The sequence below is a fragment of the Erwinia persicina NBRC 102418 genome, assembly GCF_001571305.1.
Lineage (GTDB): Bacteria > Pseudomonadota > Gammaproteobacteria > Enterobacterales > Enterobacteriaceae > Erwinia > Erwinia persicina.
Window position 1 is genome coordinate 1 of sequence record NZ_BCTN01000016.1, and the last position, 18,024, is coordinate 18,024.

Consider the following 18,024-nt stretch of genomic DNA (forward strand, 5'->3'; position numbering starts at 1 on the left):
ATACCCGCAACATAACAATGTTATATCGCAACCACGGAGGCGCATTCTAGAGATTTTACCCGCTACGTCAACAGTTATTTCTTATTGTTGAAACAATCGCCTGGAAAAGAATCGCCAGGGGCAGAGGGGCGGCCGTAAAACAGTCGACCCCTGCCAGAAACGGACATCAGCGGCGTTATTTCTTCGGTGGACGGCCTTTGACGGCGCGGTACACCTTAAAGCGGCCGTTCTGCAACAGCACTTCATGGCTGCCGAAGGTTTCGTCCAGCACCTGCGGATAAGGCAGGAAGGCATTCGCCACGATACGCAGCTCTCCGCCGGTGTTCAGGTGCGTGATTGCCCCACGGATCAGCGTCTGCGCGGCATCAAGGCTGGTCTGTACACCATCATGGAACGGCGGGTTAGACAGGATCATATCAAAGCGGCCGGGGATGTCTGAGTAGACATTACTGGCAAACACTTCACCTTCCAGCTGGTTGGCGGCCAGCGTGGCTTTACTGGCTTCAATGGCCGCTGCATTCACGTCGGTCAGCGTCAGACGCACCTTCGGTGAGTGGGTGGCCAGCAGGGCGGCAATGACGCCTGCGCCGCAGCCCATATCCAGCACTTTGCCTTTGGTGTGAGGCTTGAGGGTGGAGAGCAACAGCTGACTGCCGATATCGAGCGCATCGCGGCTGAACACGCCGGGCAGCGTTTTGATGGTGAGGTCGCCCAGCGGGTATTCATCCCAGAAGGTGTCGACCGCAAAGGTCGGCTGCTTATCCAGCCTGCCGTGATACAGTCCACAGCGGCGGGCGCTGTCGATCTTGGTGACGGTCGCCCAGCCTTCCAGCATCTGTTCCGCACTACGTACGCCGCTGCGGTTTTCACCGATAACGAAAATATCGCAGCCGACCGGCAGCAGGGACAGCAGGTTCTGTAGCTGGAACTGAACTTCAGGTTTGTTTTTTGTCCAGTAGTAGACCAGGGTGTCGCAGTCTGCGACCACCTCGGGGGTGGCAACCAGACCATAATGGGCGTTTTCCCCAAGGGCACGGCTGAGGATCTGCCAGTGATGGTATTGCTGGGTATGTACCCGGCTCAGCGCCGTTTCCAGCTGGGCGGGCAGGTCATCCTGCAGGTCACCAGCAAACAGCACGCGGCGTTCAGTAAACTCATCACTATGGCGCAGTATCACTTCACTGGCCGGGGTAAATGCGGACATCGATGGCTCCTTATAAATCAGAGCGGCGATTATACCCTGCATACCTGAAGCTGCAACTGCGTTAGCTGCGTCGTTTATTGGCACCGTTTCGACGAATTTGCTAGCATGGCGGCGCATTCAGGCGACCAGACAGGATAATAAGATGTCTTCCAGACGTGACTGGTTATTAGAGCAAATGGGCATCACGCAGTATACGCTGCGGCGTCCGCGCGCCCTGCAGGGCGAAATCGCGGTGACGTTGCCCGCAGAGACCCGCCTGGTGATTGTGGCGGAAACCCCTCCGGCGCTGCACGATCCGCTGGTAAACGATGTCCTGCGCGCCCTGAATCTGCAGGTGCCACAGGTACAGGCGTTGACGCCAGAACAGCTGGAAATGCTGCCGGATGATGCCCGCTGCAACAGCTGGTGCTTAGGACTTGATGCCCCGGTGCCACTGGCCGGAACCCAACTGGCTTCGCCGTTACTGGCGGAGCTCTATCACAATGCCGCCGCCAAACGGGCGCTCTGGCTGCAGATTTGTCAAAATGAATCAGATTTCCTTACTCACAGCGCACGATCTTGAACAGGCGTATGCCATTGAGCAGCGCAGCCACGCTTTTCCCTGGACTGAAAAAACCTTTACCAGCAATCAGGGTGAACGTTACCTGAATTATCGCCTGACGGTGGATGAGACGCTGGCGGCGTTTGCCATTACTCAGGTAGTACTGGATGAAGCCACGTTGTTTAATCTGGCCGTCGACCCGGCCTTTCAGCGCCGGGGCCTCGGCCGCGAGCTGTTACAGCACCTGATTAGCGAGCTGGAGCAGCGCGGCATAGTGACGCTGTGGCTGGAGGTCCGGGCCTCTAATCACGCGGCGATAGCGCTGTATGAGCAGCTTGATTTCAATGAAGTCTCCATCCGCCGCAACTATTACCCGGCGGCAGACGGGGGCAAAGAAGATGCGATCATGATGGCCCTGACGATTTAAAGGGGGCATAGCACAGGCTCTCTGACCTGCCCTTGCGGGATCAGGCTGTGCTCACACCTTGCAGATGACGAGAACGCCTGAATATTGAAGGCTATGGATTTAAGGAATGACGATGCTCAACAACTGGGATTGGGTTTTATTTGACGCTGACGAGACGCTGTTCCACTTCGATGCGTTTGCCGGTTTGCAGCGTCTGTTTCAGCAGTACGATGTGCCGTTCAGCCGCGCTGACTATGACGACTATCAGGCAATTAATAAGCCGCTGTGGGTGGACTACCAGAATGGAGCCATCAGCGCCCTGCAGCTTCAACATCAGCGTTTTGAGGGCTGGGCGGCAAGGCTGGATGTCACGGCCGGCGATCTGAACACCGGATTTCTGGGCGCCATGGCGGAGATCTGTACGCCGCTCGACGGGGCCGTCGAACTGCTGACTGCGCTGAAGGGGCGGGTGAAAATGGGCATTATCACCAACGGCTTTACTGCGCTGCAGCAGGCACGCCTGGAACGCACCGGCTTTCTGGGGGTGTTCGATGTGCTGGTGATTTCGGAGCAGGTGGGCCACGCCAAGCCGCATCCGGCCATCTTTGACTATGCGTTAAACCAGATGGGCAACCCGCTGCGCGAACGGGTGCTGATGGTCGGTGATAACCCGGATTCGGATATTTTAGGTGGGATCAACGCCGGTATGGCGACCTGCTGGCTGAATGCGGATAGCCGTCCACGGCCGGAAGGCATTACCCCCACCTGGGAGGTCACGTCTCTGAAAGCGTTACAGAATAAGTTAGTCGGCTGATCGAAACAGACGATCCGTGACCGGGACGGCGAGGGTTTACCGGGCGGGTGGACGGCAAAAAACGTTCACCCGCCACGTACCAGGGCGGGGGATTACAGCCCCAGTTTGTCGAAATCGGACGCGTCGTGACGCTCTGGCAGCTGTTCGTTTTCCGGCCCCCAGGTGCGGTTAACGACGCGGCCGCGTTTTACTGCCGGACGGGCAGCAACTTCATCGGTCCAGCGCAGCAGATTTTTATAGGAACCGGCATCAAGGAACTCCGCCGCGTCGTAGGCCAGTCCCTTCACCAGCGTGCCGTACCACGGCCACACCGCCATATCGGCAATAGTGTAGTTTTCCCCGGCAATATACCGGTGTTTCGCCAGCTGCTGGTCAAGCAGGTCGAGCTGACGTTTGGCTTCCATCGTAAAGCGGTCGATGGCGTACTCGATCTTCACCGGGGCATAATGGTAGAAATGGCCAAACCCGCCACCCAGGTAGGGTGCCGCACCATGCAGCCAGAACAGCCAGTTCAGCGTTTCCGTACGGCCAGCCGGATCTTTTGGCAGGAAGTGACCCATTTTTTCGGCCAGATAGAGCAGAATGGCACCTGACTCAAATACGCGGGTACCCGGCACGGTGCTGTTATCAAGCAGGGCCGGGATCTTGGAGTTGGGATTGACGGCCACAAAACCGGAAGAGAACTGTTCGCTGTCGCCAATGCGGATCAGATGCGCATCATACTCCGCCTCCTTCACGTTCAGCGCCAGCAGCTCTTCCAGCAGGATGGTGACCTTCTGTCCGTTCGGCGTCCCCATCGAATAAAGCTGCAGCGGGTGTTTGCCAACCGGCAGATCGGCCTCAAAGCGTGCGCCAGCTGTCGGACGGTTGATGCTGCCCCAGGTGCCGCCCAGACCTTTATTTTCGCTCCAGACTTTCGCAGGTTGATACTCTTTATCGCTCATAATTCAACGGGCCCTTTTGCAAAATAAATGGCAGGTAATGAACTAAACATAGTGGAACAGGGTGATAAACGCGATCAGGTATAGCATTACGCAGGCGAGCACGTTTACCTTCAAAGAGCACAATGACACAAGGAGAGTCTGAAATGAATTCAACGGATCTCACCACGCTACATGCCGCCGGGCTGGCCGTGACGGCCGATGGCCGCATCTGTTGTGCGTGGCAGTCTGCCATGCCGGCTTACCACGACAGCGAGTGGGGGCGCGTGGTGGTCGATGACATAATGTTGTATGAAAAAGTGTGTCTGGAGGGGTTTCTCTCCGGCATGTCATGGAAGATGATCTATAACAAGCGCGATAATTTCCGCCGTGCCTTTGCCGGCTTCGACTTTCGGCTTGTGGCACGGTTCGGTGAGGACGATATTGCACGGCTGATGGCGGATAAAAGCATTGTGCGTAATCGCGCCAAAATCGTTTCTGCCATCAACAATGCCCAGCGGGCGCTGGCGCTGGTGGAGGAGGCGGGTTCGCTTGCTGCCTGGTTCTGGCAGTTTGAGCCAGCTCCGGAGAGGCGTCCGGCAAAAATTGATCTGCCGTTCTGGCAAACGGTAAAAACCTGCCCGGAAGCCGAAGCGATGTCAAAAGCGCTGAAAAAACGCGGCTGGACCTGGGTGGGGCCGGTGGCCACCTATTCGCTTATGCAGGCGCTGGGGCTGGTGAACGATCACCTGGAGGGGTGCTGCTGCCGGGCGGAGTGTGAGGCGGAACGCGCGCGGTTAATCCGTCCGCGCTGACCCGCTACCGGGGCTGACTGTCGCACTTTCGGTTGAATAAGCGCCGGTCAGTCATTGTGTATAACGCCGGGATAAGCGAAAATGCCGCCCATTATCGATTAATCGGCTGTGGTTCCCGTTGCGCGCGCTCCGTCGCACGGCGGCGCAGCGTCAAACCAGAAGAAGCGTCATGTCAAATGCACCCTTTATGCAGGAGGTGGCCCGTCGCCGCACTTTTGCCATCATTTCTCACCCGGATGCCGGTAAAACCACCATCACTGAAAAAGTGCTGCTGTTCGGACAGGCTATCCAGACCGCCGGTACAGTAAAAGGCCGTGGCTCCAACCAGCATGCTAAATCAGACTGGATGGAGATGGAAAAACAGCGTGGGATCTCCATTACCACCTCGGTGATGCAGTTTCCGTATCGCGGTAGCCTGGTCAACCTGCTGGATACCCCGGGGCACGAAGACTTCTCGGAAGATACCTATCGTACCCTGACCGCCGTCGACTGCTGTCTGATGGTGATCGACGCCGCCAAGGGCGTTGAGGATCGTACCCGTAAGCTGATGGAAGTGACCCGTCTGCGTGACACCCCGATCCTGACCTTTATGAACAAACTTGACCGTGACATCCGCGATCCCATGGAAGTGATGGATGAAGTGGAAAGCGAGCTGAAAATTGCCTGCGCGCCTATCACCTGGCCTGTGGGCTGCGGCAAGTTGTTCAAAGGCGTGTACCACCTGTACAAAAATGAAACCTACCTGTATCAGACCGGTAAGGGCCATACCATCCAGGAAGTGCGCATTGTTAAAGGGCTGGATAACCCGGAGCTGGATGCAGCGATTGGTGAAGATCTTGCTGCACAGCTGCGTGACGAGCTTGAGCTGGTGCAGGGTGCATCGCACGAGTTTGACCGTGAAGCCTTCCTCAACGGAAAGTTAAGCCCGGTATTCTTTGGGACGGCGCTGGGCAACTTCGGCGTAGACCATATGCTCGACGGGCTGGTCGAGTGGGCACCGTCACCGATGCCGCGTAACACCGATGTCCGTACTGTTACCGCGACGGACGAGAAATTTACCGGCTTTGTCTTCAAGATCCAGGCGAATATGGATCCGAAACACCGTGACCGCGTGGCCTTTATGCGCGTGGTTTCCGGCAAGTATGAAAAAGGCATGAAGCTACGTCAGGTGCGTACCGGGAAAGACGTGGTGATCGCGGATGCACTGACCTTTATGGCCGGTGACCGTTCGCACGTGGAAGAAGCGTATCCGGGCGATATTATCGGCCTGCATAACCACGGCACTATTCAGATCGGCGACACCTTTACCCAGGGTGAGAACATGAAGTTCACCGGTATTCCGAACTTCGCGCCGGAACTGTTCCGCCGCATTCGCCTGCGCGACCCGCTGAAGCAGAAACAGCTGCTGAAAGGGCTGGTGCAGCTGTCGGAAGAGGGTGCCGTGCAGGTGTTCCGTCCGGTACACAACAACGATCTTATCGTTGGGGCTGTCGGTGTGCTGCAGTTCGACGTGGTCGTGGCCCGTCTGAAAAGCGAGTACAACGTCGAAGCCATCTACGAAGCGATCAACGTCGCCACCGCCCGCTGGGTAGAGTGCAGTGACGCGAAGAAGTTTGATGAATTCCAGCGTAAGAACGAAGTGAACCTGGCGCTTGATGGCGGTGATAACCTCACCTATATCGCGCCGACCATGGTGAATCTGAATATTACTCAGGAACGTTATCCTGACGTGGTATTCCGTAAAACGCGCGAACATTAATCCTCCAGGGACGGACTCTGTGTTTGGAGGCCGTCCACCGCGCAGTGCGCGTTCAGGTTGAAGGGCGGCCGCAACACAGGGTCGCCCCCCTTACCGTACAGACTCCTCCTAAAACCCCTCTTTTTTGCTGCTTTATCCAACAAATCATCCGCCATCCCCGGTGAAATCCTCATTACCGACTATATTCATTTCTACAGGACGAAAAATACGCGGCGCGATGGCTGCAACGTTCAACGGCAAAAGTACCATCTTGCCAACAACTACAGTCACGCCGTTTGTGACTGAAAAGCTCACCGTTGTGAGTGCAAAAGACAAAAGGAACGAATCGATGATGAAGACTAAAATGGCAAAAACGCTGATGGCCCTGATGGTAGGTTCTGCTCTGGTAAGCGGTTCTGCGCTGGCAGAAGGCACCATGACGGGCAAAGCGGAGTCTACGGCAGACAGCGCGGGTTCAAAAATCGATAGCTCTATGAAAAAAGTCGGCGGCTATATGGATGACAGCGGCGTGACGGCAAAAGTGAAAGCCGCGCTGGTGGACAACGATGCCATCAAAAGCACCGATATTTCCGTTGAAACGCACGAAGGTGTTGTGACGTTGAACGGCTTTGTGACTTCGCAGGATCAGGCTGAACTGGCCGTTGCCGCCGCTAAGAAAGTGGAAGGCGTGAAATCCGTGAGCGATAAACTACACGTAAAAGACAGCACAAAACAGTCAGTAAGCGGTTATGCAGGCGATACTGCAACGACCAGCGAAATTAAGGCTAAACTGTTAGCAGACGACATCGTACCTTCACGTAATGTGAAAGTGGAAACCACCAACGGTGTGGTTCAGCTGTCCGGTGCGGTGAAGACGCAGGCGCAGTCCGAGCGCGCTGAAGGTATTGCCAAAGCCATTGAAGGCGTGAAAAGCGTTAAAAACGATTTGACCGTTAAGTAATGGCCCGGCGGCCCGTATCAGGGGCCGCCAGTCGATTCACCCGCAAAGAAAAAACGTTCGCCCCTGCTGTGCAGGTGATGTGAATGATAAAAACTGTTCGATTTCACTACTGGTAAGGAGAGGCATATGTTTCGTTGGGGTATTATCTTTCTGATTATTGCGCTGATTGCTGCGGCGTTAGGTTTCGGTGGTTTGGCGGGTACAGCGGCATGGGCTGCAAAAATCGTCTTTGTCGTCGGTATTATTATCTTCCTTATCAGCCTGTTTACCGGACGTAAAAAACTCTAGTACAACAGCCTGAGTCGTTAATTAAGCAATAAGCGCCTCACGCACGTGACTGAGAACAGGTATCCTCTCTTTCTTTACCTTGAGAGGATACCTGGCTTGGGCATACGCATCCCGATAACCCTCGGCAATATTGCGCCGCTGGCGTTAAAACCCTTCCACCCAGGCAAACTTGCCCTGGTCTGTGAAGGCGGTGGGCAACGCGGTATCTTCACCGCTGGTGTGCTGGACAGTTTCCAGCAGGCTCACTTTAATCCCTTTGATCTGATGCTCGGCACCTCTGCCGGGGCACAAAATCTGTCGGCTTTTGTCTGCGCCCAGCCAGGTTATGCCCGCCGCGTCATTACCCGTTACACCACCAGCAAACAGTTTTTCGATCCGCTGCGCTTTGTGCGCGGGGGGCATCTTATCGATCTCGACTGGCTGATAGATATTACCCGCAGGGAGTTTCCGCTGGCGATGGCGTCGGCTGACAAGCTGTTCTCCAGTGGGCGCGAGTTTTATATGTGCGCCTGTCGCAGCGATGACTATACCCCCGGCTACTTTTCGCCTACGCCGGACACCTGGCATGACATTATCAGAGCCTCCAGCGCGATACCGGGTTTTTACCGGCCGGGCGTGCTGCTGGATGGGGTCAGCTATCTTGACGGCGGGATCCGCGATGCCATCCCGGTCCGCGAGGCCGCCCGGCGCGGCGCGGAAACCATCGTGGTGATCCGCACGGTACCGTCGCAGATGACCTATACTCCTCAGTGGCTGAAACGCGTGGAACGCTGGCTGAGTGACGGAGCGCTGCAGCCGCTGATCAATATTATGCAGGTGCATGAAGAGAGCTACGGCGAGATCCAGCGCTTTATTGATAAGCCGCCGGGGAAACTGCGGATCATTGAAATTTACCCGCCCCGCCCGCTGGCCAGTTCGGCGCTCGGCAGCCGGATCGCTTCGCTGAATCAGGATTACCACCTGGGCAGGCGCTGCGGCCGTTATTTCCTTGCCACACTGGGGCAGTTCCTGAGCGAAGGCAGCAGCCTGACCCGCTTCCGTACGGTGGTGCCGCCCGCTGCTGTGGCCAATGAGTCTGACCGGCAGGGGATCCTGCCTGGTCCGCTGTCAGGCAATGATGTTGGCTTTGATAAAGGATCGCTGGCATGACGCTGCGCTTCGTTGATACCCACTGTCACTTTGATTTTGCCCCATTTGCCGGCGATGAAGCGGCCAGTATTGCCCGCGCCGCGGCGGCGGGAGTAGAGAAGATCATTGCCGTGGGGGTGTCGGCTTCGCGCTTTGAAGGTGTACTGGCGCTGGCAGAACAGTATCAGGCTGTTTACGCAGCACTGGGCGTGCATCCGATGGCGATTGCAGAGCACCAGCCGCAGGATCTGGTAACGCTGGAACAGCACCTGCAGCGCCGGCACAATAAGCTGGTGGCCGTGGGTGAAATTGGCCTCGATCTCTATATCGATAATCCGCAGTTTGACCGCCAGCAGACGCTGCTGGACGCACAGCTGCGGCTGGCGCGTGAGTACGACCTGCCGGTGATCCTGCATTCGCGCCGCACGCATGACAAGCTGGTTCAGCATCTGCGGCGTATCGATCTGCCACGCCGTGGCGTGGTGCACGGTTTTGCCGGCAGTGAACAGCAGGCGCTGGCCTTCATCCGCGCCGGGTATGCCATCGGCGTGGGCGGAACCATCACCTACGAGCGCGCCAGCAAAACCCGCCGGGCGATATCCCGGCTGCCGCTGACGTCACTGTTACTGGAGACGGACTCACCCGATATGCCTTTGCAGGGATTCCAGGGGGAGCCTAACCGCCCTGAGCGGGTAAAAAATGTCTGGCAGACGCTGTGTGAACTGCGTGCTGAACCCCCACAACAGATTGCTGAAACGCTGCGTGAAAACACCCGTATCCTCTTTGGTCTTTGAACACACCCGACTTGCCTGATCCTGTCCGATCCCGTAATGTTATTATTATAACATTTTCCTCTGGCCCCACCTGGCTGTCCCTGCGCCAGCAGCGGCCATCAGAGGTGATTTAAATCACCTTTAATGTAATAATCATGAAACTGTCATCTTTTTATTGTGAGGATCGCCACAACATGCCGGGGATCCCGCTGTTATAATTCTAACATTACAGGGCATTTCAGGCTGCCAGCCTGGCGATCGTGCCCTGACTGATAACGATCTGGAGATAAACCATGTCCGATGTAAAAACTCAGGCGCTGCGTGCGCTGCAACTGATGGATTTGACCACCCTGAATGACGACGATACCGATGCGAAGGTCATCGCCCTGTGTCATCAGGCGAAATCCCCGGCGGGGAATACGGCGGCCATCTGTATTTACCCCCGTTTTATCCCGATTGCACGTAAAACGCTGCGTGAACAGGGCACCCCCGATATTCGTATCGCCACGGTGACTAACTTCCCGCACGGCAACGATGATATTGCCATTGCGCTGGCCGAAACCCGCGCGGCCATTGCCTACGGCGCCGATGAGGTCGATGTGGTGTTCCCTTACCGGGCGCTGATTGCCGGCAATGAAACGGTCGGCTTCGAACTGGTAAAAGCCTGTAAAACCGCTTGTGCTGAAGCCAACGTGCTGCTGAAAGTAATCATTGAAACCGGTGAGTTGAAAGAAGAAGCGCTGATCCGCAAAGCCTCAGAGATTGCGATTGATGCCGGCGCTGACTTTATCAAAACCTCAACCGGTAAAGTGCCGGTGAATGCCACCCCGGAAGTCGCGGAAATCATGATGCGCGTTATCGCTGAAAAAGGGGTGAAATCGCAGGTCGGCTTTAAGCCTGCTGGCGGCGTCCGTACCGCTGACGATGCAGCGATCTACCTGAAGCTGGCCGATGATATTCTGGGCAGCGACTGGGCGGATGCGCGTCATTTCCGCTTTGGTGCCTCCAGCCTGCTCGCCAGCCTGCTGAATACCGCCGGTTTTAGCGGCGCGACCAGCGACAGCAAATATTAACAGGCGGGTGGGTTCGCCATGTTGAACCCGCGCCGGCCGCAGCTAAACGGGCTGTACTGATCACGCCCGTTTTGCACTTTAATTCATTGAAATACCGGGGGTTACCGTGTTCCTGCCACAAGAAATTATCCGTAAGAAACGTGATGGACTGGCGCTGAGTGAAGAAGAGATCCGCTTTTTTATCAACGGTGTGCGAGACAACACGGTATCTGAAGGGCAGATTGCTGCGCTGGCGATGACCATCTATTTTCACGATATGTCACTGCCTGAACGTGTGGCCCTGACCATGGCGATGCGGGACTCCGGCTCGGTGCTGAACTGGAAGGCGCTTAACCTGAATGGCCCGGTGGTGGATAAACACTCCACCGGTGGCGTGGGGGATGTTACCTCCCTGATGCTGGGCCCGATGGTGGCAGCCTGCGGTGGCTACGTGCCGATGATTTCCGGTCGTGGGCTGGGTCATACCGGCGGCACGCTGGACAAACTTGAGGCTATCCCCGGATTCGATATTTTCCCACAGGACGATCGTTTCCGTCAGATTATTAAAGACGTGGGTGTGGCCATTATCGGCCAGACCAGCTCACTGGCACCGGCGGATAAACGTTTTTACGCCACGCGTGATATTACCGCGACGGTGGACTCTATTCCGCTGATCACTGCGTCGATCCTCGCCAAGAAACTGGCGGAAGGACTGGATGCGCTGGTGATGGATGTCAAAGTGGGTTCAGGCGCCTTTATGCCGACTTTTGAACAGTCAGAAGCGCTGGCGCAGGCGATTGTCGGCGTAGCCAACGGGGCCGGATGCAAAACCACCGCGCTGCTGACCGACATGAATCAGGTGCTGGCCTCCAGCGCAGGTAATGCGCTTGAAGTCCGCGAGGCCGTTCAGTTCCTGACGGGGGCGTACCGCAACCCACGTCTGCTGGAAGTCACCCTCGCGCTGTGTAGTGAAATGCTGCTCTCCGGTGGTCTGGCTAAGAGTGATGAAGAGGCCAGGGCGAAACTTCAGGCCGTGCTGGACAACGGTCGTGCGGCTGAGGTGTTTGCCCGTATGGTTGCGGCGCAGAAGGGCCCGGCCGACTTTATCGAACGCATGGACAGCTATCTGCCAGCGCCGATGCTGAGTAAGGCCGTCTACGCCGACCGGGATGGCATCGTCAGCGCCATGGACACCCGTGCGCTGGGGATGGCCGTGGTATCGATGGGCGGTGGCCGTCGCCGCGCCAGTGACAGCATTGACTACAGCGTCGGCTTCAGTGAGATGGCGCAGTTAGGGGATGCCGTGGACGGCCAGCGTCCACTGGCGGTGATCCATGCCACCAGTGAAGCCAGCTGGCAGGAAGCCGCCGCCGCCGTGAAAAAGGCCATTGCCCTCAGCGACGTGAAACCCGAGTCAACGCCAGTTATTTATCGCAGAATATCGTAATTAGGGGTATTCTGTTCTGATCGCATTTTTTTAACGCTCATCGCGAAAATCGCGCAGGAGATCAGGATGAAACGTGCATTTATCATGGTGCTTGATTCCTTTGGAATCGGGCACAGCAAAGACGCCGACAAATTCGGCGATAAAGGCTCGGATACCCTCGGACATATTGCCGAGGCGTGCTTCAGGGGTGAAGCAGACAAAGGACGCAAAGGTCCGCTTCATCTGCCGAATCTGACGGCACTGGGGTTAGGCAAAGCGGCGGAAGCCTCCAGCGGTAAGTTCCCGCCCGGCCTGGACAAAGAGGCGGAGATCATCGGGGCATACGCCTACGCCAGCGAACTCTCTTCCGGTAAAGATACGCCGTCCGGGCACTGGGAAATTGCCGGGGTACCGGTGCTGTTTGACTGGGGCTACTTCAGCGATCTGGAAAACAGCTTCCCGCAGGAGCTGCTCGATCTGCTGGTGGAAAAAGCCAACCTGCCGGGCTACCTCGGTAACTGCCACTCCTCAGGTACCGTGATCCTTGATCAGCTGGGTGAAGAGCATATGAAAACCGGTAAGCCGATCTTCTACACCTCTGCTGACTCGGTGTTCCAGATTGCCTGCCATGAAGAGACATTCGGCCTCGATCGTCTCTACGAGCTGTGTGAAATTGCGCGCGAAGCGCTGACCGAAGGCGGTTACAATATTGGTCGCGTCATTGCGCGTCCGTTTATTGGTGATAAGCCGGGCAGCTTTGAACGTACCGGTAACCGTCACGATCTGGCGGTAGAGCCACCTGCGCCGACCGTGCTGAAAAAGCTGGTCGACGAGCAGGGCGGAGAAGTGATCTCTGTGGGCAAAATTGCCGATATCTATGCACATGTTGGCATCACGAAAAAAGTGAAGGCAACAGGTCTGGACGCGCTGTTTGATGCGACGGTTGAAGAGATGAAAATCGCACCGGATAACAGCATCGTGTTCACCAACTTTGTTGACTTCGACTCCACCTGGGGCCACCGTCGCGATATTCCGGGCTATGCCGGTGGGCTGGAGTTGTTTGACCGCCGCCTGCCAGAGCTGATGGCGCAGGTGAAAGAGGGCGATATCCTGATCCTCACCGCTGACCATGGCTGTGATCCAAGCTGGCCGGGCACCGAGCATACCCGTGAGCATATCCCGGTGCTGATTTACGGCCCGGGCGTGAAGCCGGGCGACTATGGCTATCGCGAAACCTTTGCCGATATTGGCCAGACGGTTGCCCACTATTTTGGTCTTTCACCGATGGAATACGGTAAATCGTTATTCTGAAGGGAAAAGCGCAGTAACTCATTATTTGAATAAGGATTAAACATGGCTACGCCACATATTAACGCTGAGATGGGTGATTTCGCTGACGTCGTGCTGATGCCGGGCGATCCGCTGCGCGCGAAACACATCGCGGAAACCTTCCTGCAGGACGCGGTAGAGGTCAACAACGTCCGCGGGATGCTGGGCTACACCGGCACCTATAAAGGCCGCAAAATCTCGGTGATGGGCCACGGTATGGGTATTCCGTCCTGCTCAATCTACGCGAAAGAGCTGATTACCGATTTCGGCGTGAAAAAAATCATCCGCGTCGGTTCCTGCGGTGCGGTACGTGCCGATGTGAAACTGCGTGACGTGGTCATCGGCATGGGAGCGAGTACCGATTCCAAAGTCAACCGTATGCGTTTCAAAGACCATGATTTTGCCGCGATTGCTGACTTTGAGATGGTGCGCAACGCGGTTGACGCTGCGAAAGCGCTGGGTGTGGATGCCCGCGTCGGTAACATCTTCTCTGCCGATCTGTTCTATACCCCGGACCCGCAGATGTTTGATGTGATGGAAAAATACGGCATCCTGGGCGTAGAGATGGAAGCCGCAGGTATCTACGGCGTGGCGGCAGAGTTTGGAGCGAAAGCCCTGGCGATCTGCACCGTCTCTGACCACATCCGTTCCGGCGAGCAGACCACCGCTGCCGAACGCCAGACCACCTTCAGCGAGATGATTGAAATCGCGCTGGAGTCGGTGCTGCTGGGCGACAAGGCCTGATTTGTACTGGCAGCTGACCGACACATAAGGTCAGCCCTGCATTACCGGTGCAATCTGCTGTGCCCAGAGGGCGACCCGTTCCGGGTCGCCCTCTTTTTTTGCCGCCATCCGATGCTGAAGGCCGCAGCACCTTGATGACGGGCGTACATCAGTCATTGGTGAGCACTTTTATTTACAGGTATCGCTAATTTTTACCTGATCAATATTGAACACGCTGTCATCAGCGGCAGAGAAAATCACCAGACCGCTCACTTTGCCCAGGGGTTTCAGCTTGCCACTGGCCAGATGGGTCGCCACGCGATCGACAGGAAACACCCTGTTGTCACTGGTATAACCCTTCAGGCAATAGCGCTTCAGGTCGACGGCGGTGGAGGTGGTGTTTTCCAGCGTCACATCGAAGGTTTTTCCATAATTATTCAGATCCCCTGCCGATCTCGATTTCATCTCCTTTTGCGTCGCATACACGGTGATGCCTGATACGTCGGCCGCCAGTGTCGCCGCAGAAAAAGTCAGGCTTGCTGCTGCGATCGTGGCCAGAAGTGCGTTCCATTTCATCCTGTTCTCCTTGATTCGAATGTGTCAGAAAGCGCATGTTGCGCTGGTGAATCAATAAAATGCAGGGGATAAGAAGCAGCGTACAGAACATCAAGAGCTATTCCGCAGGAATAGCTCTCTTTGCCGGAGGGGTCAGTCGGTTTTTGCGGCCGTTTCACTCATTGCCGGGGCATCGGGACTTTTTTCTTCGTCTTCTTCATCATCCTCTTTCACCGGATTATTGGCGGTGAGCAGGAACGGCGACTGCTGCCAGCGGGTTCGGCGGGAGCGCAGCAGCGTCCGCGAAAGAATGATGCCAATCGCCAGCGCCAGCAGCATCATCAGACGCAGAATGTTGGTGGTGTTATCCACCTGTTTGGATTCGGTGACCAGCACGTGGGTATCGAGCGTCACGCGTAAAAATCCGCGCGGGCCATCTTTACTGGCCAGCGGTTCGACAATCTGATGGTTGAAGTAGCTGCCGGCACGCTGGCCGTCGAGCGCCAGGCGGTCACGGACGTTAATATTTTCCCCGCTGTGAGCCACCAGGCTGCCGGAGCTGTCATATAACGAGGCATCCAGAATGCGGCTTTCATGGGTCATCTGGTTAAGCGAATCGATGATCCGCTGATGGTTATCATCCGGGTTTTCCATCAGCGGTGTCAGGCTCCAGGCGACCTGGCGCGTTAACGTATGTGCCAGTTCCTCGACCTGTTCAGAGCGTGCCATCTGATGACCAAGACTGAACCAGGAGGCGCCCTGCATCAGGACAACCAGCAGCGTCAGGCAAATCAGGACGATCACCGTACGGTGCAGGCGAAACTTCAGTTTGGCTTTAGCCATCTCAACCCTTCAATCGTGGTGGACAAACCGGTTTTCGGTCATGAGCTTTATGTTGCCAGAACCCGCTGTAACAAGGTAGCCTCTTGGATTATTTTGCGCAGAATTGCGTGTTGAATGTCCCTACAGGAGCTGTAATGCCAAATAGCCTTACCTGGTGCGACCTGCCTGCCGAAGTCCCTCTCTGGCCGGGGTTGCCACTCTCTTTAAGCGGTGATGAAGTGATGCCGCTGGACTACCGCGCTGGCCGTACCGGCTGGTTACTGTATGGACGTCAACTTGATAAAGCCCGTCTGACCGAATTTCAGCGCCAGCTGGGCGCGGCCATGGTGATTGTCAGCGCCTGGGTAGTGGAAGACTATCAGGTGGTGCGGCTGGCCGGTTCCCTGACGCCGCGCGCCATGAAGCTGGCGCATGAGGCCGGCATGGACGTCGCGCCGTTAGGACGCATCCCGCATCTGAAAACACCGGGCCTGCTGGTGATGGATATGGATTCGACGGCGATTGAGATCGAATGCATTGATGAAATTGCCAAACTGGCGGGCTGCGGAGAGCAGGTGGCGGAAGTGACCGAACGCGCAATGCGCGGCGAGCTGGACTTCGCGGCCAGCCTGCGCCAGCGTGTGGCCACGTTGAAAGATGCGGATGCGACTATCCTGAAAACGGTGCGTGATGCACTGCCGCTGATGCCGGGGCTGACCTCGCTGGTGGCGAAGCTGCAGGCGCTGGGCTGGCAGGTGGCGATCGCCTCCGGCGGCTTTACCTATTTTGCTGAATATCTGCGCGATACCCTGCATCTGTCGGCGATTGCCGCCAACGAGCTGGAAATTCGCGACGGCAGGCTTACCGGGGAAGTGCTGGGTGATATCGTTGATGCGCAGTACAAAGCGGATACCCTGCGCAAACTGGCCGCCCGCTTTGAGATCGACCCGGCACAGACGGTAGCCGTCGGAGACGGTGCCAATGACCTGCCGATGATCAAAGCCTCGGCGCTGGGCATTGCTTATCATGCCAAGCCGAAAGTGAACGAACAGACCGAAGTGATTATTCGTCATGCTGACCTGATGGGCGTGTTCTGCATTCTCAGCGGCAGCCTGATCCATGAAGAGCGTTAAGGGGTAGACTTGGCTAAAGCGGTAAAGCGTGCCTTTGTTTGTAATGAATGTGGCGCAGATTATCCTCGCTGGCAGGGCCAATGCAGTGCCTGCCATGCGTGGAACACGATTACCGAGGTGCGGCTGGCAGCCTCGCCGACGGTAGCACGCAATGAACGCCTGACGGGCTACGCCGGCAGCGCGGGTCCGAGCCGGGTGCAGAAACTGTCGGACATCAGTCTGGATGAGCTGCCGCGTTTCTCCACCGGTTTTAAGGAGTTTGACCGCGTACTCGGCGGCGGCGTTGTGCCGGGCAGTGCGATCCTGATCGGGGGGAATCCTGGTGCAGGGAAAAGTACACTGCTCCTGCAAACCCTGTGCAAGCTGGCGGAAGGGATGAAAACCCTGTACGTCACCGGGGAGGAGTCGCTGCAACAGGTGGCCATGCGCGCCCATCGTCTGGGTTTACCTACCGAAAATCTGAATATGCTGTCCGAAACCAGCATTGAGCAGATCTGCCTGATCGCCGAGCAGGAACAGCCTAAACTGATGGTGATCGACTCGATTCAGGTGATGCATATGGCAGATATCCAGTCATCGCCGGGCAGCGTGGCACAGGTGCGTGAAACGGCCGCCTATCTGACCCGTTTTGCCAAGACCAAAGGTGTGGCCATTGTGATGGTGGGCCACGTCACCAAAGACGGCTCGCTGGCCGGCCCGAAGGTGCTGGAGCACTGTATTGACTGTTCTGTGCTGCTGGACGGCGATGCCGACTCCCGCTTCCGCACCTTGCGCAGCCATAAAAACCGCTTTGGGGCGGTCAATGAGCTGGGGGTGTTCGCCATGACCGAGCAGGGGCTGCGTGAAGTCAGCAACCCGTCAGCGATTTTCCTCAGCCGGGGGGATGAAGTGACGTCAGGCAGTTCGGTGATGGTGCTGTGGGAAGGAACGCGCCCGCTGCTGGTGGAGATTCAGGCGCTGGTCGATCATTCAATGATGGGGAATCCCCGCCGCGTTGCCGTGGGGCTGGAACAAAACCGCCTGGCGATCCTGCTGGCGGTGCTGCACCGCCACGGCGGCCTGCAGATGGCCGATCAGGACGTGTTTGTTAACGTGGTCGGCGGCGTGAAGGTCACGGAAACCAGTGCCGACCTGGCACTGATGCTGTCAATGGTGTCCAGCCTGCGTGACCGTCCGTTACCGCAGGATCTGGTGGTGTTTGGCGAAGTCGGGCTGGCGGGCGAGATCCGTCCGGTGCCCAGCGGGCAGGAGCGTATCTCGGAAGCGGCGAAGCATGGCTTCCGCCGGGCCATTGTGCCGATGGCCAATGTGCCCAAAAAACCGCCGGAAAACATGAAAGTCTACGGGGTGAAAAAACTGGCTGACGCGTTGTCTATACTCGACGAACTTTAAAGGG

General features: G+C 56.8%; 19 protein-coding genes. 15 read left to right on the forward strand and 4 right to left on the reverse strand.

Annotated features, from left to right (window positions below; translation table 11 throughout):
- Positions 1 to 175: 175 nt before the first annotated feature.
- Positions 176 to 1,204 carry a 16S rRNA (guanine(1207)-N(2))-methyltransferase RsmC gene (gene rsmC / locus EPE01S_RS16600; RefSeq protein WP_062747325.1) on the reverse strand — a complete coding sequence of 343 codons (1,029 nt, stop codon included), beginning with the start codon at positions 1,202 to 1,204 and terminating at the stop codon, positions 176 to 178.
- A 142-nt stretch (positions 1,205 to 1,346) separates the two neighbouring features.
- Between rsmC and EPE01S_RS16605 the strand changes: the two genes are divergently transcribed.
- The 3 genes from EPE01S_RS16605 to yjjG all read left to right on the forward strand — a co-directional run bounded on the left by EPE01S_RS16605 (position 1,347) and on the right by yjjG (position 2,965).
- Complete coding sequence (locus EPE01S_RS16605) at positions 1,347 to 1,766, forward strand: DNA polymerase III subunit psi (protein ID WP_062747327.1); 420 nt, start codon at positions 1,347 to 1,349, stop codon at positions 1,764 to 1,766.
- The gene (gene rimI / locus EPE01S_RS16610; protein ID WP_062747329.1) at positions 1,729 to 2,172 is read left to right on the forward strand and encodes a ribosomal protein S18-alanine N-acetyltransferase; all 444 of its coding nucleotides are present in this window, start codon (positions 1,729 to 1,731) and stop codon (positions 2,170 to 2,172) included. Before EPE01S_RS16605 ends, rimI begins: the two co-directional genes overlap by 38 nt.
- 112 nt (positions 2,173 to 2,284) lie before the next feature.
- Positions 2,285 to 2,965, forward strand: coding sequence for a pyrimidine 5'-nucleotidase (yjjG, locus tag EPE01S_RS16615; protein ID WP_062747331.1), 681 nt, complete (start codon positions 2,285 to 2,287; stop codon positions 2,963 to 2,965).
- Between the two features lie 92 nt (positions 2,966 to 3,057).
- Here yjjG and yghU read toward each other — a convergent pair whose 3' ends face one another.
- The gene (gene yghU / locus EPE01S_RS16620; protein WP_062747333.1) at positions 3,058 to 3,909 is read right to left on the reverse strand and encodes a glutathione-dependent disulfide-bond oxidoreductase; all 852 of its coding nucleotides are present in this window, start codon (positions 3,907 to 3,909) and stop codon (positions 3,058 to 3,060) included.
- 143 nt (positions 3,910 to 4,052) lie between these two features.
- On the opposite strand from yghU, the gene EPE01S_RS16625 reads away from it, so the two are divergent.
- The 10 genes from EPE01S_RS16625 to deoD all read left to right on the forward strand — a co-directional run bounded on the left by EPE01S_RS16625 (position 4,053) and on the right by deoD (position 14,139).
- The gene (locus EPE01S_RS16625) at positions 4,053 to 4,700 is read left to right on the forward strand and encodes a DNA-3-methyladenine glycosylase I (RefSeq protein WP_062747336.1); all 648 of its coding nucleotides are present in this window, start codon (positions 4,053 to 4,055) and stop codon (positions 4,698 to 4,700) included.
- A 169-nt stretch (positions 4,701 to 4,869) separates the two neighbouring features.
- Positions 4,870 to 6,459, forward strand: coding sequence for a peptide chain release factor 3 (gene prfC / locus EPE01S_RS16630; protein ID WP_062747338.1), 1,590 nt, complete (start codon positions 4,870 to 4,872; stop codon positions 6,457 to 6,459).
- A 328-nt stretch (positions 6,460 to 6,787) separates the two neighbouring features.
- Positions 6,788 to 7,399, forward strand: a complete 612-nt coding sequence (gene osmY / locus EPE01S_RS16635; RefSeq protein WP_062747340.1) for a molecular chaperone OsmY — start codon at positions 6,788 to 6,790, stop codon at positions 7,397 to 7,399.
- Positions 7,400 to 7,525: 126 nt separating this feature from the next.
- A complete protein-coding gene (locus tag EPE01S_RS22975; protein WP_013200641.1) occupies positions 7,526 to 7,687 on the forward strand; it encodes a DUF1328 domain-containing protein in 162 nt (53 codons plus the stop codon).
- Between the two features lie 96 nt (positions 7,688 to 7,783).
- On the forward strand, positions 7,784 to 8,836 hold the full coding sequence (locus EPE01S_RS16640) for a patatin-like phospholipase family protein (RefSeq protein ID WP_062747342.1): 1,053 nt from the start codon (positions 7,784 to 7,786) through the stop codon (positions 8,834 to 8,836).
- A complete protein-coding gene (locus EPE01S_RS16645; RefSeq protein ID WP_062747345.1) occupies positions 8,833 to 9,609 on the forward strand; it encodes a TatD family hydrolase in 777 nt (258 codons plus the stop codon). Before EPE01S_RS16640 ends, EPE01S_RS16645 begins: the two co-directional genes overlap by 4 nt.
- A gap of 272 nt (positions 9,610 to 9,881) precedes the next feature.
- Positions 9,882 to 10,661, forward strand: a complete 780-nt coding sequence (gene deoC, locus EPE01S_RS16650; protein WP_062747347.1) for a deoxyribose-phosphate aldolase — start codon at positions 9,882 to 9,884, stop codon at positions 10,659 to 10,661.
- 106 nt (positions 10,662 to 10,767) lie between these two features.
- Complete coding sequence (deoA, locus tag EPE01S_RS16655; RefSeq protein ID WP_062747350.1) at positions 10,768 to 12,087, forward strand: thymidine phosphorylase; 1,320 nt, start codon at positions 10,768 to 10,770, stop codon at positions 12,085 to 12,087.
- 66 nt (positions 12,088 to 12,153) lie between these two features.
- Entirely contained in the window at positions 12,154 to 13,377 is a 1,224-nt protein-coding gene (gene deoB / locus EPE01S_RS16660) for a phosphopentomutase (RefSeq protein ID WP_062747353.1), read from the forward strand.
- 42 nt (positions 13,378 to 13,419) lie between these two features.
- Entirely contained in the window at positions 13,420 to 14,139 is a 720-nt protein-coding gene (gene deoD / locus EPE01S_RS16665) for a purine-nucleoside phosphorylase (RefSeq protein ID WP_062747355.1), read from the forward strand.
- Positions 14,140 to 14,307: 168 nt separating this feature from the next.
- Here deoD and EPE01S_RS16670 read toward each other — a convergent pair whose 3' ends face one another.
- Both EPE01S_RS16670 and EPE01S_RS16675 read right to left on the reverse strand, forming a co-directional pair.
- The gene (locus EPE01S_RS16670) at positions 14,308 to 14,694 is read right to left on the reverse strand and encodes a DUF4354 family protein (RefSeq protein ID WP_062747357.1); all 387 of its coding nucleotides are present in this window, start codon (positions 14,692 to 14,694) and stop codon (positions 14,308 to 14,310) included.
- 132 nt (positions 14,695 to 14,826) lie between these two features.
- Positions 14,827 to 15,516 carry a YtjB family periplasmic protein gene (locus EPE01S_RS16675; protein WP_062747359.1) on the reverse strand — a complete coding sequence of 230 codons (690 nt, stop codon included), beginning with the start codon at positions 15,514 to 15,516 and terminating at the stop codon, positions 14,827 to 14,829.
- 134 nt (positions 15,517 to 15,650) lie between these two features.
- On the opposite strand from EPE01S_RS16675, the gene serB reads away from it, so the two are divergent.
- Together serB and radA are read left to right on the forward strand one after the other, a co-directional pair.
- Positions 15,651 to 16,628 carry a phosphoserine phosphatase gene (serB, locus tag EPE01S_RS16680; RefSeq protein WP_062747361.1) on the forward strand — a complete coding sequence of 326 codons (978 nt, stop codon included), beginning with the start codon at positions 15,651 to 15,653 and terminating at the stop codon, positions 16,626 to 16,628.
- Positions 16,629 to 16,637: 9 nt separating this feature from the next.
- Positions 16,638 to 18,020 (forward strand): DNA repair protein RadA, encoded by a 1,383-nt coding sequence (radA, locus tag EPE01S_RS16685; RefSeq protein ID WP_062747363.1) that lies wholly within the window; start codon positions 16,638 to 16,640, stop codon positions 18,018 to 18,020.
- Positions 18,021 to 18,024: the final 4 nt, after the last annotated feature.